The 15,863-nt window shown below is 61.3% G+C and carries 14 protein-coding genes; 1 reads left to right on the top strand and 13 read right to left on the bottom strand.

Annotation, left to right across the window (positions count from 1 at the left end; translation table 11 throughout):
* Positions 1-65: 65 nt before the first annotated feature.
* From AC1D1Z_RS17390 to araD, 11 genes are all read right to left on the bottom strand, one after another.
* A complete protein-coding gene (locus AC1D1Z_RS17390; RefSeq protein ID WP_018245664.1) occupies positions 66-1,370 on the bottom strand; it encodes an ABC transporter substrate-binding protein in 1,305 nt (434 codons plus the stop codon).
* 148 nt (positions 1,371-1,518) lie between these two features.
* On the bottom strand, positions 1,519-2,586 hold the full coding sequence (locus AC1D1Z_RS17385; RefSeq protein ID WP_018245663.1) for an ABC transporter ATP-binding protein: 1,068 nt from the start codon (positions 2,584-2,586) through the stop codon (positions 1,519-1,521).
* Positions 2,587-2,753: 167 nt separating this feature from the next.
* A complete protein-coding gene (gene denD, locus AC1D1Z_RS17380; protein ID WP_018245662.1) occupies positions 2,754-3,740 on the bottom strand; it encodes a D-erythronate dehydrogenase in 987 nt (328 codons plus the stop codon).
* Positions 3,741-3,761: 21 nt separating this feature from the next.
* Positions 3,762-4,490, bottom strand: coding sequence for a FadR/GntR family transcriptional regulator (locus AC1D1Z_RS17375; RefSeq protein ID WP_018245661.1), 729 nt, complete (start codon positions 4,488-4,490; stop codon positions 3,762-3,764).
* Positions 4,491-4,572: 82 nt separating this feature from the next.
* The gene (locus AC1D1Z_RS17370) at positions 4,573-5,634 is read right to left on the bottom strand and encodes an Ldh family oxidoreductase (RefSeq protein ID WP_018245660.1); all 1,062 of its coding nucleotides are present in this window, start codon (positions 5,632-5,634) and stop codon (positions 4,573-4,575) included.
* Positions 5,635-5,711: 77 nt separating this feature from the next.
* Positions 5,712-7,232 carry an ABC transporter substrate-binding protein gene (locus tag AC1D1Z_RS17365; RefSeq protein WP_477851361.1) on the bottom strand — a complete coding sequence of 507 codons (1,521 nt, stop codon included), beginning with the start codon at positions 7,230-7,232 and terminating at the stop codon, positions 5,712-5,714.
* A 186-nt stretch (positions 7,233-7,418) separates the two neighbouring features.
* A complete protein-coding gene (locus tag AC1D1Z_RS17360; protein ID WP_018245658.1) occupies positions 7,419-8,324 on the bottom strand; it encodes a 5-dehydro-4-deoxyglucarate dehydratase in 906 nt (301 codons plus the stop codon).
* Between the two features lie 17 nt (positions 8,325-8,341).
* Complete coding sequence (locus AC1D1Z_RS17355; protein WP_018245657.1) at positions 8,342-9,859, bottom strand: aldehyde dehydrogenase (NADP(+)); 1,518 nt, start codon at positions 9,857-9,859, stop codon at positions 8,342-8,344.
* A 179-nt stretch (positions 9,860-10,038) separates the two neighbouring features.
* Positions 10,039-10,749, bottom strand: a complete 711-nt coding sequence (locus tag AC1D1Z_RS17350) for a ribonuclease activity regulator RraA (RefSeq protein WP_018245656.1) — start codon at positions 10,747-10,749, stop codon at positions 10,039-10,041.
* Between the two features lie 22 nt (positions 10,750-10,771).
* Entirely contained in the window at positions 10,772-11,962 is a 1,191-nt protein-coding gene (locus tag AC1D1Z_RS17345; protein ID WP_018245655.1) for an L-talarate/galactarate dehydratase, read from the bottom strand.
* A gap of 9 nt (positions 11,963-11,971) precedes the next feature.
* Positions 11,972-13,708 carry an L-arabinonate dehydratase gene (gene araD, locus AC1D1Z_RS17340; protein WP_018245654.1) on the bottom strand — a complete coding sequence of 579 codons (1,737 nt, stop codon included), beginning with the start codon at positions 13,706-13,708 and terminating at the stop codon, positions 11,972-11,974.
* 143 nt (positions 13,709-13,851) lie between these two features.
* On the opposite strand from araD, the gene AC1D1Z_RS17335 reads away from it, so the two are divergent.
* Entirely contained in the window at positions 13,852-14,571 is a 720-nt protein-coding gene (locus AC1D1Z_RS17335) for a GntR family transcriptional regulator (protein WP_018245653.1), read from the top strand.
* Positions 14,572-14,598: 27 nt separating this feature from the next.
* Here AC1D1Z_RS17335 and AC1D1Z_RS17330 read toward each other — a convergent pair whose 3' ends face one another.
* Both AC1D1Z_RS17330 and AC1D1Z_RS17325 read right to left on the bottom strand, forming a co-directional pair.
* On the bottom strand, positions 14,599-15,546 hold the full coding sequence (locus tag AC1D1Z_RS17330) for a 2-hydroxyacid dehydrogenase (protein ID WP_018245652.1): 948 nt from the start codon (positions 15,544-15,546) through the stop codon (positions 14,599-14,601).
* Positions 15,543-15,863: ABC transporter ATP-binding protein (locus AC1D1Z_RS17325; RefSeq protein WP_477851356.1), on the bottom strand; the 321-nt coding region annotated here is incomplete at its 5' end. The genes AC1D1Z_RS17325 and AC1D1Z_RS17330, both read right to left, overlap by 4 nt.

Genomic DNA, 15,863 nt, shown 5'->3' with positions numbered 1-15,863 from the left:
GTTTGAACTCGCAGAGGACTTGCGGCATGCCGAGGGCCGGCACACCGCTTGCTTTGAGGCGTGGCTCAGACGCGATAGTAGCGGTTTGCCCGGCGTTCAGCTTCCTTCATCGCATCTTCGGGCGACATCTGGCCGGTGACGGCCGCCGCATACATGTCGACCAGAACGTAGTCGGCCATGGTCGCTGCCGAGGCATAACCGAGTGGGCCGGCATAGCCGTTCGGACGCAACTTTTCCGAGGCGCGCGCATAAGGCGCGTGGATCGGGTCGGATGTCCAGATCGGGTTCTTGGCGAAAGCCTTGAGCGGCTGGCAGCAATAGGCGCTTGAGCCCTGGATCCAGGCATTCATCTGGTCGGCTTCCATCATGAACTTGATGTAGGCCTTCGCCGCTTCCGGATATTTGGTGTGCTTGAAGAGAAGAAGCGAACTCGTCTGGCAAAGCTCGACGCTCTTGCCGACAGGACCGATCGGGAAGTTCGTCGTGCGGATGTCCTTGGCGATCTCGGCGAGCTTCGGGTCGTTCTTGGCGGTGTAATAGACCGAGACGCCGTTGGCGATCAGCGAGACCTGGCCAGCGAGGAAGGCGCGGTTGTTGTTGACGTCCTGCCAGCTTTCCGTGCCCGGAATGAAGGTCGCGTAGAGCTCCTTGGCATAGTTGATTGATGCCAGCGTTTCCGGGCTGTTGATCGTCACCTTGCCGCTTTCGTCGACCATCATGCCGTTGTGGCTCCAAAGCAGCCAATGGGCGTAGTTGTTGCCGTCGCCGACGGCCTTGCCGTGCGGGAAGCCGGCCGGCGTGCCCTTGGCTTTCATCGCCTTGCAAAGCTCGAGGAAGCCTGCGGTGTCTTTCGGGAACTCGCTGAAACCGGCCGCCTTGACGTGAGTGTCGCGATAGACCACAGCATTGCCGATTGCGGTCAGCGGCATGGCGATGAAGGTGTCGCCGCGCGCGGCATAGCCCTTCACACCGTCATACCAGCCGCCATACTTGTTGCCGAGATAGTTGGCGAGCTCGGTCAAGTCGACCAGCTTGTCGGGATATTGGTGGGCGTCATCGAACCAGCACATGATGAGGTCCGGGCCGGAGCCGACATTGGCCGCAACGGCCGCCTTCGGGCGGATATCTTCCCAGCTTTCCTTGTCGATGCGTACCTCGACGCCGGTCGCTTCGGTGAATTTCTTGGTGTTGGCAAGCCAGGCCTCCTCGTCGCCCTTGACGAAGGGTGTCCAGCGCAGCAGGCGAAGGCTGGCGCCGCTTTCTGGCGTATAGGTCGGTTCGGCCTGCGCTAGGGATGGCCGAATGCCCAGGCCGGCGGCGCCGGCGACGGCAGCCGAGGCGGCAAGRAAGTCACGTCTCTTAATCCTCATGATATTCCTCCTCTTCAAACAGCGGGGGCGAACTCTCCGCCATTCACCTCCCGCTTGGTGAACGACGGTCCTTGCATCCCTGGACCAGGGTGCAGCCGACCGGCGGGTGACGGGGGCTCCTCCGCCCCCGCGCAGCCGCCGGACGGCGTCAGTCGGTCAATCTCCGGCCGCTCTCGGCATCGAAAAGATGAACATGTGCGGCGTCGATCGCAACGCGCAGGGTCTCGCCTGGTCGCGCGCTGACGCGTTCGCGGAAGACACAGCTGAGATCGCTGCCGCCGAGCCTGAGGATGAGATGCGTCTCATAGCCGGTCGGCTCGATCACCACGATTTCACCGGCCAGGCCATTGGCATCGAGCAGGATGTATTCCGGGCGAAGCCCGTAGACGAGGTCGCGGCCCATGGCGTCGGCCGGCGGATTGGAAACTGGGAGCGCCGTGCCGTCAGGCGCCTTGAAACTTGTCGGGTTTTCGGGGTCGAGCCTGCCCTTGATCATGTTCATCGCCGGTGAGCCGATGAAACCGCCAACAAAGAGATTGGCGGGTTTGTCGTAGAGTTCGAGCGGCGTGCCGATCTGCTCGACGACGCCGTCATGCATGACGACGATCTTGTCGGCCATGGTCATGGCCTCGATCTGGTCGTGGGTGACGTAGACCGTCGTCGTTTTCAGCCGCTGGTGCAGTTCCTTGATCTCGGCGCGCATGGCGACGCGCAGCTTCGCATCGAGGTTGGATAGCGGTTCGTCGAACAGGAAGACTTCCGGATCACGCACGATCGCCCGCCCCATGGCGACACGCTGGCGCTGGCCGCCGGAAAGCTGGCGCGGATAACGGTCGAGCAATTTGTCGAGACCCAGGATGCCGGCCGCATATTTCACCCGCTTTTCGGCTTCCGCCTTCGGCGCCTTGTTCAGCATTAGCGAGAAGCCCATGTTCTGCTGCACCGTCATATGCGGATAGAGCGCATAGTTCTGGAACACCATGGCGATGTCGCGGTCCTTGGGCGGCAGCGTGTTGACGACACGCCCGCCGATCTTGATCTCACCGCCGGAAATGTTTTCAAGTCCCGCCAGCATCCGCAGAAGAGTGGATTTGCCACAACCCGACGGGCCGACCAGGATCACGAACTCCCCGTCGGCAATGTCGATATCCACGCCTTTGATGACCGGAAATGCCCCAAATGATTTCCGCACATCCGCGAATTGAACGCCTGCCATACTCACTCCTCCCAGAAATCGAGCGCTACATGCTATCTATTTGTATTTTCGTATATCTTGGCCGCGGCCGTCATCTCCTCTAGGCCCTCGGCCGCTTCAATCCCGCATCTGTGGGCCTGCCCGGTCGGGATTTTCCTCCCATGCAACGGCGTTAGCCCAGTTTGATCTCATCCGGACGCACCCGGAGCGTCTTCGTCGAGGTAGACCTCAATCAACTCGTCGACGGTGGTTTCGGCGACGAAACCCAGTTGCGTCGCGCGTTCCGGCGCAAAGGACTTCGGCCATCCGTCAACGATCTTTTCAATGACCTCGTCGCGGCGACGATCAATCAAGTCCGCCGCCTGGGGACCAGCAGCGCGGCTCAAGGCGGCAATCTGGTCGGCAACGGTGGCGGCAACGCCCGGCATGGTGAGCGTGCGCCGAACACCCAGCGCCGATGTGTCGAGGGTCGCAGCATGGATCAGGAATTTGACGGCAGAACGCGGGCTCGCCAGCCAGTGTTTGACGGTCTCTTCGACCGGAAGAACAGCCCGCTGGCCCGCGAGCGGTTCACGAAGGATTCCAGAAAAGAAGCCCGATGCGGCAGCATTCGGTGCGCCAGGCCGGATGACGATGGTCGGCAACCGAATTCCGACGCCGTCAATGAAGCCGCGCCGCGAATAGTCGGCAAGCAGAAGCTCGGATATCGCCTTCTGGACTCCGTAGCTGGTGAGAGGTGCGAGCACGTAATCGTCGGGAATGGGATCGGGAAACGGCGAGCCATAGACCGCGATCGATGAGGAGAAAACGAACCGGGGAACATAGGCTTGGCGGGTTCCTTCCCGACGGATCGCTTCCAACAGCGCTCGCGTGCCATCGAGATTGACCCGATAGCCGAGGTCGAAATTGCGCTCGGCTTCGCCGGAAACGATGGCGGCGAGATGGAAGATCACATCGGCCCGGCGAGCCGCGAGGGCTTCCGCCGCACCGCTTTCGGAAATGTCGGCAGCCAGTGCTTCCACCGACCCGGAGACGCCGGCGGGTACCGGCGGCGCCGTGACATCGACGAGCGTCATGCGCGTGATCGCATGGCCGCCGAGCGAGCCGCTGCGCCCCAGTGTGGCAGCAAGCTTCCGGCCGATCATTCCTCCCGCCCCGATAATGAGAATATGCATCGTGTTTCGCCTCCCTGCGAGCTACGAAAAGAGCAGCTTGGTCGTCGTATAAATACGGGTTTCGTGGACCGCGAAGGCAGCGGCTGCGGCATCCGGATCCCGCGTCTCCAAGCCGGAGAGGATCATCTGGTGATCGGCGATGCTGGTGGCGATACTGCCAGGCTGCGATACAACGCGCCTTCGGTGGCTCAGAAGATAGGAATAGAGGTCGGCGGCCATATCAGCCAGCACCGCGTTGCCGCTGGAGCGGTAGATAGCGGTGTGAAATTCCCGGTCACATATCAAAAAACGAACAGGATCGTCACAGGCGGCTTCCTGTGCTGCGATCGACTTGTGGAGATAATCAAGGGTTGAAGGCTCCATCTTGAGCGTGGCAGCCCTGACGACCTGTGCTTCGATAAGAAGACGCGCCTCATGAACATTGTCGAGACTGTAGGCCGCGATGTCGCGATACCGCGCAGCCTGGACAGCCAGTTCGCCGACGTCTTCTGATGCCACCACCGTGCGTGTTCCGTGCACAACCGAGAGAATGCCGTGGGTGGAAAGGATAAGGATCGCGCCCCGGACGGTCTCGCGGCTGACCGAGAGTGCGGAGGCGAGTTCACGTTCGCTGGGCAGCGGATCGCCCACTTTAAGGATGCCGGTGGCAATGAAGGTCGCAATCTTCTGGACGACGAAGTCTTTCATCGACTTCTTCGGCGCTCCACCGAGCGCTGCAACGTCGTCTTCGAGCATTGCTCGAACATCCATTGCCTTTGCCCTCCCCCGCGCTCAGGTCTACTGGTCCGGTTAGTGGACCAGTAGACCTGAGCTGACCAGGGTTGTCAACGCTTCATGGGCATGCGGTAACGTCGGGAATAGGCAAGCCGAGAATTTCGGCATGTTTACAAAGCTTCTGCCAAGGTGCATCGCCGACCGGCACGCCCTGTTCCAACGCCAAGCGGCGCTTTCCTGCTGCACTGTCGCCCGGCATGCGAACGGGGCCATTGTTCCAGGGCGCCGGAGGATTGCTGCGACAGGCAGAGGCGAGAAAGTCAGACTGCGCCGTGAAGGCATCCAGCCCGGCGAAAAAGGCGGGGTCAATGACCTGAAGGAAGGCGCTTTGCGAAAACACACCGGCCGGCGCGTTCGCCCGTCCCTTGCCTGAAAGCCCCTGCCCCAGCAATTCGACGATCAGCCCGAGCCCAAAGCCCTTGTGGCCCTTCAACTGACCGCCGAGAGGCATCATCGTCCCACCACGTTCGGTCACCTCGCGCGGATCATCGGTCGGCTCGCCTGCGGCGGTGAAGGCCCAAGCCTCCGGAAATTTCTTGCCGGCCTTGGCCAGGTTTTGCGTCATGGTCGTGGTGGTGATCGAGGCCGAGACGTCGATCAGGATCGGATCCGCGGATGTCGGGAAACCGGCAGCCATCGGGTTGGGCGTCAGGAGCGGCTTCGTGCCGCCATAGGGCGCAACGCGGCTTGCAGCGGGATGCGACACCGACAGCTGCACGATGAGGCCCCGTTCGGTCACCTGCCGCATGAAGGCTGAAAGAGCGCAGGTATGGTGGCAGTTGCGGATCGCGGCGGTAACGACGCCATAATCGCCGACGCGTTCGCAGACCTGGTCGATCGCCTTGGTCAGCAGCCATGCGCCAGGCAAGGATTTGCCGTCCCAAACAAAGGCCGCGCCGCGGTCATTGACCACCTCATAGCTGCCCGACTTCGCCAGCGAACCGTCTTCCAACGCCTCGACATACCAGTTCAGAAGGCTGACACCATGCGTTTCGTGGCCGATCATGTCGCCCTCCACCAGGACGGCGGCAGTCGTTTCGGCCTTGTCGGGCTCCATGCCCGCACGGGTCAATATCTGCTCGGCGAATTGGGTCAGGGCAATGCGGTCAATCAGGGGCATAGCTATCCCTCCGTCATGTCATGGAAAGCACGGGCCGCTATTTTCGGGCGACCCGTGCCTAAATTCTGCGAACCGGCTTACTTGAAGCGGATCTGCGACAGCTGCAGTTCGGAATTCGTCGCGATCGTCGGCTTGAAGTCGAGACGCGGCGAGACGCGGGTGAACCCCACCATGTGAAACATCGGGATGTCCGCGATGATCTCGGTGTTCACTTTGGCGAACAGCTCCTTCCAGAGCTTTGTGCGTTCGTCGCCGGTGGCAGACGTCGCCTTGGCGATCAGCGCGTCGACAGCGGGATCCCGGACCATGGAGTGGGAGCCGTCGGTCGCGTATTTCACGAATGCAGTGAAGACCGGATCGCCGGTCGCATTATCGTGCTGCGACTGGGTCAGCGTCGGTCCGGAATCGGCGACAAAGGGTGCAACGAAGTAGCCGTTCCACACGGAAACATCATACATGTCGAGCTTCACATTCAAGCCGACTTCCTGAAGCATTGCCATCATCGCTTCCATCGCTTCGGTGGCGTTTGGATATTGCCCGTTGCGACCGATGATGCGGATCTCGCGATCGACCGGAACGCCGTCAGCTTTCGCCGCTTCGACCAGTGCTTTCGCTTTTTCGGAATCATAGGGCCAGGCGGGGATATCGGGATTGTAGCCGATCGTTGTGGGTACGACGAGCTGCGTCGCTATCTTCGCCTGTTCGGGAAACAGCGTTCCGAGCATCGCCTGACGATCGATAGCGAGGTTCATCGCTTCGCGGATGCGCCGATCGTTAAGGGGTGCTGCGCGCGTATCGATGCGCAGCGATGTCGTTTCGGAATTCGGATAGGCGAAATCGGTTTCCTTGTTGGTGGCATCCTGTACGGATACGGCCGGAACGATATCGGCTTCGCCGGCATCGACCATGGCCGCAGCAACGGCGCTGTCGGAGCGGAACAGATAGGTCGCCTGTTCAACCTGCGGCTTCTCGCCCCAATATTCCGGATTGCGCTTCAGCACGATCGACTGGCCGATATCCCATTTGTCGAAGGTATAGGGTCCGGTGCCAATCGGCTTGCGGGTGAATTCGTCGGCTGGTGTCGCCTCGGCCGATTCCACACCCATCACCGTCATCAGAAGCGGAAGAATGGGTTGCGCCGGCTTTGTCGTAATGCGGATCGTGTTGGCATCCGGCGTCTCGAAGCTGAACTCCGTGCCGCCGAAATATTTGCCGCCGGTCTCACAGCTGAGCTTCTTGTTCTTGTTGCGCTCGATGGTGAACTGGACATCTTTGGCGGTGAACGGCTTGCCATCGTGCCATTTGACATTCGGGCGCAGCTTGAACTCCCAGGTGTCGTCGTCGATCTTCGACCATTCCGTCGCCAGGCGGGGTTTGAGGCCGCCATTGACGTAGTCGAATTCCACCAGCATCTCGTTGACGTTTTCAGAAATGACCCGGCCGACGTCCTGGCGCGCTGCCATGCAGGGCTCGACGACATCGACGGTTTCGRCAAGCACAACAGTGACGTTGCTCTTGGCATCCTCAGCGTGAGCCGAGCCAGTGCTCAGCGCGAGCACCGTTGTTGAAAAGCAGGCAGCTAACAAATGCAACTTCATATCGTTCTCCTCCCATGCGCCTTTGGCGCTCCTCACAGTGAACTGCGTCCCGTTTCCGGTGCCCCGGCATCTATCTCCTCAGTAGTTTCGCAAAAGCACAAGTGCACTAATATACTAGTTAATGACGGCCTTCAACCCTGACGCTCCGAAGCGCGGAGCCTTCAACCGTGGCTGGGATGCGAAATTTTACCTTGCCGAAGCAATCAGTTCGCGCATCATCTCGACTTCCTCATCGGTAAGATCCGTCAGCGGCGCCCGCACCGGTCCCGCCTCGAAGCCGCGCAAACGCACGCCTGCCTTGACCGCGGAAACCGCATAACCGGCCTTGCGATCGCGGATACGGGCAAAGGGATAATAGAAATCGCGCAGCATCTGCTCACAGGCCGCGTCGTCACCGGCAAGGAATGCCTTGTGAAATTTCAGTGCCGTTTCAGGCACGAAATTGAAGACCGCCGAGGAATAGGTCGGCATGCCGGCTCCGCGATAGGCCTGGGCAAACAGTTCATGTGTCGGCATGCCGCCAATATAGGAAAGCCGGTCCCCGAGCGCGATCGTGACACGGCGCACCGTATCGATGTCGCCGGTACCGTCCTTGAAGCCGATCAGATTTGGGCATTCGTCGGCAAGCTGAGCAAGCTGCTCGGCTGAAACCCGCGCCTGGCCACGATTATAGACGATAACGCCCATATTGGTGGCCTTGCAAACGGCTCGTACACGCGCGGCAATGCCATCTGCCGGCGCCTCGGTCAGGTAATGCGGCAGCAGAAGAATGCCGTCGCCACCTGCTGCCTCGATCTCGCGAGCCATGTCGCAGGCAATGCGCGTGCCGTAGCCGCATCCGGCAATAACAGGCGCATCGCCGGACACGGCGCGGGCGGCCTTTACCACCTCAACCACTTCGCCTGGCGTCAGCGAGAACAGCTCACCGGTGCCGCCGGCAACGATCAGGCCGGCAACGGGGTAGGATGACAACCATTCCAGATGCGCTGAAAACGGCCTGGGGGCAAACCGGTCCTCGGCATCGAAAGGGGTGACGGGAAAGGACAGCAGGCCGTTGCGAATGATCTCGCGAAGTTCCGTCGGGGCGATCAATTTTATACTCCTCGGTTTCAGTTGCGCAGGTCTTGCGGCAATAGGTCGGCGGGGAAATTCTGATAGGCGACGGGGCGCAGAAACCTGCGGATCGACATGGTCCCGACGCTGGTCGCGCCGAAATTGGTCGAGGCCGGATAGGGTCCGCCATGCACCATGGAATCGACAACCTCGACGCCGGTTGGGAAGCCATTGACCAGCAATCTGCCCGCCTTCCTTTCAAGGATCGGCAGCAGGTCGCGGGCAAGGTCAAGATCGGCGTCGTCCATGTGGATCGTCGCGGTCAGCTGTCCCTGAAAGCTTTCGGCAAGGGCGACCATCTCTTCAGGCGAGCCGACGCGCACGACAAGGCCGAGAGGGCCGAACACCTCTTCGCTGAGCGAGTGATCGGCAAGCCAGGCCGAGCCGTTGGTCTCGAACAGGTTCGGCGCTGCGTCGCGGCCGGCATTCTCTGCGGTGAGAACCGGCGCGACCGCATTGCTTGCCCGCATCCGGTCGACACCTTCGTGATAGGCGGTGGCGATGCCTTTGGTCAGCATCGTCTGCGGTGCCACCTTTTCAAGAGCCGACTTGGCAGCACGGGTGAACTTGTCCGCCTCCGGCCCGTCGACGACGACGGCGATACCAGGGTTGGTGCAGAACTGGCCGGCACCAAGCGTCAGTGAACCGGCCCAGCCAGAACCGATTGCCTCCGCCCGGGCAGCGGTAGCGGCCGGCAGCAGGAACATCGGATTAACGCTGCCGAGTTCCCCGAAAAAGGGGATCGGCTCAGGGCGCTGGGCGCAAAGGTCGAAGAGCGCACGACCGCCGGCAAGCGAGCCGGTAAAGCCAACGGCTTTGATGGCCGGATGCGTCACCAGAGCCGTTCCGACATCACGGCGGCCCCCCTGGATCAGGCTGAAGACGCCGGCCGCCATTCCAGTGCGCTCGATCGCGGCTGCAATCGCTTCGGCAATGATCTCACCTGTGCCGGGATGGGCTGAATGTCCCTTCACCACGACCGGGCAGCCCGCCGCAAGCGCGGCCGCCGTATCACCGCCGGCCGTCGAGAATGCAAGCGGAAAATTCGAGGCGCCGAATACGGCGACCGGCCCGATCGGCCGTTGTACCAGACGGATCTCGGGCCGCGGCGCCGGTTGCCGATCGGGTTGGGCCGCATCGACGCGGGCGTCAAGATGCGCGCCCTTGCGGATATGGTCGGCAAACAGTCTGAGTTGGCCGGTGGTGCGAGCGCGTTCGCCGTTGAGCCGGCCCTCTGGAAGCCCGGTTTCCTGCGTTCCGATGAGGGTGACGGCCTCGCCGCGCTTGTCGATCTCCTCGGCGATTGCCTCAAGGAAGATGGCGCGTTCCTCGCGTGTCGTTGCCGAAAATGCTGCAAAAGCAGCTTCGGCAGCGCGGCAGGCGCGGTCGACCAGTTCCGTTGTGCCAACAGCAAAGTCATGTGCCTGCCCATGCGCCGGCTCGGAGCGAAATGTCGTCGTTCCGGCGATCCACTCGCCGGCGATGAAATGCCTGCCTGAAGGGGTCCAGCTCATTGTTATTCTCCTCGGCGGAGCCTCGCTCCGTCCTGATGCGTGAAGTGTTGTTCAAGATGCGCCGCCTTAGAACTGGATGATTTTAGGCCAAGTCGGCCTAAAACGTGAATCCTGTTCTAAATTAAAGAGTTAGAGCATGATGTCGTCCGAAAACCGCTCACACCTTTCGGCATCATGCTCTAGCGGCCATTCACCTTCCGCCATTCGGCAAAGAGCGTCAGATTGCTTTCGTCGGTGGCCGGGTAGAGGCCAATGATCGTGTGGCCTTGCTTGACGCGCTCGGTGACGAAATCCTCGTAAGCGGTCATCTCGACCGCTTCATCGGCGATCTCGTCGGCGATCTCGGCAGGGATGACGATCACACTGTCGTCGTCGCCAACCATGATGTCGCCCGGGAAGACCGCAACATCCCCACAGCCTATCGGCACATTAATGTCGATTGCCTCGTGGAGCGTGAGGTTCGTCGGGCTGGAGGGACGATTGTGATAGGCGGGAATATCAAGGCCGCCGATCGTCATGGCGTCCCGGAAGCCGCCATCGGTGACGACGCCGGCGCCGCCGCGCATCATCAGGCGGGTAATCAGGATGTCGCCGGCAGAGGCTGCGCGCGGATCCTTGCGGCTGTCCATCACCAGAACAGAGCCTTCCGGGCAAGTCTCGATGGCAAGCCGTTGCGGATGTTTCGGGTTCCGAAAGACGTTCATCGCGTTGCGGTCTTCGCGCGCCGGCATGTAACGCAGCGTGAAGGCCGGTCCCACCATATTGCGGCCCTTCGGCTGCACCGGCCGAACATCCTGGACCGTCTGGTTTCTCAGGCCGCGCTTGAACAGCGCCGAACAAAGCGTCGCGACGGAGACACCCATCAGTTTTTCACGGGTTGCGGGGTTCATATTTCCTTCTCCTCGTTCTCGTTCAGACGCCGAAGCCGCGGGTTTCCACGGTCCAGTCACGGGTTTTGCCCGTCAGGCTGCAACCAAGCCCCGGACGGGCCGGCACGATCATCCGACCGTCCTTGATATCGAGTTGTTCGTTAAACAGTGGCGCCAGCCAATCGAAATGCTCTACCCACGGCTCATGCGCATAGGCGGCGGCCAGGTGCAGATGGATTTCCATGGCGAAATGCGGCGCCAGGCGCATACGTTTCGCCTCGGCGTGCGTGCAGATGCGCAAAAAGGGCGTGATGCCGCCCACCCGCGGCGCATCCGGCTGAATGAAGTCGACGGCATCGGCCCGGATCAGCGTCATGTGCTCGTCGGCGCTTGCCAGCATTTCGCCGGTGGCGATCGGCGTGGCGAGTTCGCGTGCCAGTGCCGCATGGCCCTCGGCATCATAGGCATCGAGCGGCTCTTCGATCCATTCAAGATTGAGCGGCTCCACCATCCGGCCGAAGCGCAAGGCCGTCGTGCGGTCCCATTGCTGATTTGCATCGACCATCAGCGGAACACGGCCATCGATATGGCTGGTCACGGCATCAAGCCGGCGAAGGTCGATCATCGGGTCCGGCTGTCCGACCTTGATCTTGATGCCGCCGATACCGGCGGCGATCGAACGGTCGATGGCATCGCGGATTTCCTCGACGCTTGATGACAGGAAGCCACCGGAAGTGTTGTAGCAGGCAACACTGTCGCGATGGGCGCCAAGCAGTTTTGCAAGCGGCAGGCCGGCGCGTTTCGCCTTCAGGTCCCAGAGGCAGATGTCGATGGCGGCGATTGCCTGGGTTGCAATGCCGGAGCGGCCGACCGAGGCCCCGGCCCAGCAGAGCTTGTCCCAGATGCGCGCGGTATCGTTGGGGTCTTCGCCAATCAAGTTGTCGGCAAGCTCGCAGGCATGTGCATAAAGGGCAGGTCCGCCTGCCCGCTTCGAATAACTGAAACCAAGCCCACTATGGCCAACCTCGGAGACGATCTCGCAAAACAGAAAAGCCACCTGGGTCAGCGGCTTCTGCCGGCCCGTCAAAACCTTGGCATCGCTGATCGGCCGCGCCAACGGCAGGTAAACGAGCGACAGGGTGACCGATCGGATAGCGTCCAGCTTGGACGGACCGGCAGCGAAGCCAGCCTTGGGCGGCTGTGCGGGGATCGTGCGTCGATTGGGATCAAACATCGTGGTGCCTCAGTTGATAGCCGGTTCCGGCGTCTTGCCGCCGAATTCCGTCGTCAGGAAATCAAAGTCGCAGCCTTTGTCTGCCTGCTCGATATGGCTGGAGAACATAAAGCCGTAACCGCGCTCGTAATGCCGCGTCGGCGCCACCCAGGCGACCCGCCGCGCTGTCATTTCTTCTTCGGAAACCAGCATATTCAGACTGCGTGCCGGAATATCGAGCTCGACCATGTCCCCCGTTTTCAGCAGTGCCAGAGGCCCGCCAACATAAGATTCCGGTGCGACATGCAGCACGCAGGCGCCAAAACTGGTTCCGGACATGCGGGCGTCCGAGATGCGTACCATGTCGCGCAGGCCGAGCTTCAACAGCGCCTTCGGCATCGGGATCATGCCCCATTCCGGCATGCCCGGTCCACCCTGCGGGCCGGCATTGCGTAGAACGAGAACCGTGTCCGGCGTCAGCGGATAGTCGGGATCATCGATGATCTTCTTCATCTCCGCATAACTGTCGGCGACCAGCGCCGGGCCGCAATGGCGATGGAATTTCGGGTCGCAGGCCGCTGGTTTGATAACTGCGCCGTCGGGACACAGGTTCCCCTTGAGCACGGCCAGCGAACCTTCGTGATAGACCGGGTTCGACAATGGCCGGATAACGTCGTCATTGTAGATCTTCACCTGGTCGAGACCATCCACCAAGGGTTTTCCCGTCACGGTAATCGCGGTTGGATCCAGCCTGTCGCCAAGCTGCTTCATCAAGGCGCGCAGGCCACCCGCATAAAAGAAATCCTCCATCAGGTAGGTCGAACCAGAAGGCCGGATGTTGGCGAGAACCGGCGTCGTGCGACCGATGCGATCGAGATCGTCGAGCTCCAACGGGACGCCGGCGCGCCGCGCCATGGCGATCAGGTGAATGATGGCATTGGTGGAGCAGCCGGTCGCCATAGCAACCGTGACGGCATTGTCGACGGCCGCCGGAGTGATGATCTGATCCGGCGTCAGATCCTCCCACACCATATCGACGATGCGGCGGCCACAGGCCGCCGACATGCGCTGGTGGTTGGCGTCGGCTGCCGGGATCGAGGATGCGCCCGGCAGCGTCAACCCCATAGCCTCTGCGATCGCCGTCATCGTCGACGCCGTGCCCATGGTCATGCAATGGCCATAGCTGCGGGCGATTCCGCCTTCGATGCCCTGCCACTCCTCCTGGGTGATTGTGCCGGCGCGCCGCTCATCCCAGTATTTGAAGCCGTCGGTGCCGGAGCCCAGCGTCTTGCCGGCATAGTTGCCGCGAAGCATTGGGCCGGCGGGCAGATAAATGAAGGGAATGCCCATGCTGACTGCGCCCATGACAAGGCCGGGTGTCGTCTTGTCGCAGCCACCCATCAGAACGGCGCCATCGACAGGATGGCTGCGCAGCAGCTCCTCGGTCTCCATCGCCAGCATATTGCGGTAGAGCATCGTCGTCGGCTTGACGAAGTTTTCGGAAAGGGAAAGAGCAGGCAGTTCCATGGGGAACCCACCCGACTGAAGAATTCCGCGCTTCACCCATTCGGCGCGTTCACGGAAATGCATGTGGCACGGCTGGGCATCGGACCAGGTGTTGATCACGGCAATGATCGGTTTTCCCTGCCAGTCCTCCGGTGCGTAACCCATCTGCATGGTCCGGGACCGGTGGCCGAACGAGCGCTGATCATCCGGCAGCATCCATCGGGCCGACCGCAATTGCTCGTAGGTTTTCCTTGCGGTCACGGCTCTCTCCCACCTTTTCGCTTGTTTACCTCAGCGCTTTCACCAACTGATATTTTAGTTTGACATATATATCAATGGAAAGTTTGCGTTCTTGTGCATTAGGTCGTGCAAAGCTATGAATGGACTGAAAAGGATGCCTCACCATGAATTCCCAGTTCGCCTCCACATTCGGCCTGACTGCACCCGGTTTTCCGGTCGTGGCCGGCAGCACGGTCCAGCGGGTCTATGATGATCTGCGAAAGCGCATCATCACCATTCAGCTACCGCCAGACACCACGTTGTCGCGCACCGAGCTTACGGAGACTTATGAAGTCAGCCAGACTCCCATCAGGGACGCATTGCAGCTTCTCAAACAGGAGGGTCTGGTTCGTATTTACCCGCAATCCCGCACTGTGGTGACCAGGATCGACGTCCTGCAAATTTACGAGGCACATTTCCTTCGCGTGGCGCTGGAAACGGAGGTTTGCCGCCGCCTCGCAACCGATCCGGATCCAGATCCGAGCGTCATCACGCGCGCCCGGTCGATCATCAAGATGCAGTCGGCAGTCGCTGACGACGCCGATCAGATCGCGATCTTCCAGGAGCTCGACGAACTCTTTCACCAGACGTTGTTCGCAGGCGCCAAGCGCAGCAGCCTCCACCAATTGATACGTGAGCGGTCCGGCCATCTCGAGCGCATTCGTCGTCTGCATCTGCCCGAAAAGGGCAAGATCGCGAGCATTCTCGATGGGCACCACGCCATCATCGATGCGATCGCCGCTCGCGACGAACAGGGCGCGGTCGATGCGATCCGCGAGCATCTCAGCCGCACCGTCGCAAAAGTGGAAGACATGCGGAAGGAGTTCCCGGACTATTTCGTGTGATCTGCCGCGCCGCGGGTTTTGCCGGCGTCAATTGACCGGCGTCAGCAGCGGCCTGCCTGCGAAAAAGGCGGCAAGGTTGTCGACCGTCAATTGCGCCATCCTGTCGCGCGTTTCCTCGGTACCGCTGGCATGGTGGGGATAGAGCACAACGTTGTCGAGCGCTGCAAAGCGCGGATCGGGATTGGGTTCGTTGAGGTAGACATCGATGCCGGCCGACGCGATCCGCTTTTCCTGCAAGGCCTTGATCAAGGCTGGCTCGTCGACCACGGTGCCCCGGGCAATGTTGATGAAGCTGCCAGTCGGTCCGAGCGCATTGAGCACGTCCGCCGATATCAGTCCTTCGGTCGAGGGGCCGCCGGGGGTTGCGACGATCAGGATATCGGCCCAGTCGGCCAGTTTTACCGGCGCGTCGAAATAGGCAAAATCGTTGCCGGCCTTCTTCGTCCTCCCATAATAGCCGACCATCAGCCCGACAGCTTCGCATCGCTTGGCAATCGCCATCCCTATGCGGCCGAGGCCGACGATCCCGGCCTTCTTGCCCGAGGTCGATGTCGTCAGCGGCATCATGCCCTTATGCGCCCAGTCGCCGGAGCGCACATAGCGATCGCCTTCCGGCAGGCGCCGGCGTGCCGCCAGCATCAGAAGCAGTGCCATGTCGGCAACGTCGTCGCACAGCACCTCGGATGTGTTGGTGAGCTTGATGCCGCGCCGTGTCATCGCCTCGACATCCATCTGGTCGTAGCCAGCCGAGGAACAGGCGGCGAGCCTTAATGCCGGCAATTTCGAAAGCAGGGCTTCGTCGATTGTCACATGGCCGTTGCAGACCAGCGCGGAAGAGATCGGGCCGGCTTTCCGCAGGAGAGCATCCCGCTCTTCGCCTTTGACAAGATCCAGCCGGTGCAGCGTGTAGGTCTCTTCCAGCATCGCCATCTGATGGGGCCGGAGCGGATAGGCGACGATGACATCGGGCTTCATGCGGAAACGAGTCCTTCCTGTATGTGGCGGGCGGCGCGTCGGCTGGCCTGAACCTCCGGATCGGGATCGAGGCTCGCGGCAAGAAGCGCCTGCGTGTAGGGGTGGGAGGGCGCGTTGAAGATCTGTTCCACCGGACCCTCCTCGACAATCTCGCCGGCCTTCATGACGATGACACGATCGGCGAAATCACGAACCACCGGCAGGTCGTGTGCGATGAAGAGGTAGGACAGGCCGAATTCGCGACGCAGGCCCTCAAGCAAGGCAATCACCTGCGCCTGGATCGACACGTCGAGCGCCGAAACCGCCTCGTCGGCGAC

The organism is Rhizobium sp. P1_E1, from assembly GCF_056406015.1.
Note: the sequence above shows the minus strand (reverse complement) of the source record. Positions and strands in the feature narration are given on the sequence as shown.

Coding starts and splice junctions, on each gene's coding strand:
- AC1D1Z_RS17385 (WP_018245663.1), bottom strand. CDS start 2,586: ATGGCAGGCGTTCAATTCGCGGATGTGCGGAAATCATTTGGGGCATTT.
- denD (WP_018245662.1), bottom strand. CDS start 3,740: ATGCATATTCTCATTATCGGGGCGGGAGGAATGATCGGCCGGAAGCTT.
- AC1D1Z_RS17375 (WP_018245661.1), bottom strand. CDS start 4,490: ATGGATGTTCGAGCAATGCTCGAAGACGACGTTGCAGCGCTCGGTGGA.
- AC1D1Z_RS17370 (WP_018245660.1), bottom strand. CDS start 5,634: ATGCCCCTGATTGACCGCATTGCCCTGACCCAATTCGCCGAGCAGATA.
- AC1D1Z_RS17355 (WP_018245657.1), bottom strand. CDS start 9,859: ATGAGCTGGACCCCTTCAGGCAGGCATTTCATCGCCGGCGAGTGGATC.
- AC1D1Z_RS17350 (WP_018245656.1), bottom strand. CDS start 10,749: ATGAACCCCGCAACCCGTGAAAAACTGATGGGTGTCTCCGTCGCGACG.
- AC1D1Z_RS17345 (WP_018245655.1), bottom strand. CDS start 11,962: ATGTTTGATCCCAATCGACGCACGATCCCCGCACAGCCGCCCAAGGCT.
- AC1D1Z_RS17335 (WP_018245653.1), top strand. CDS start 13,852: ATGAATTCCCAGTTCGCCTCCACATTCGGCCTGACTGCACCCGGTTTT.
- AC1D1Z_RS17330 (WP_018245652.1), bottom strand. CDS start 15,546: ATGAAGCCCGATGTCATCGTCGCCTATCCGCTCCGGCCCCATCAGATG.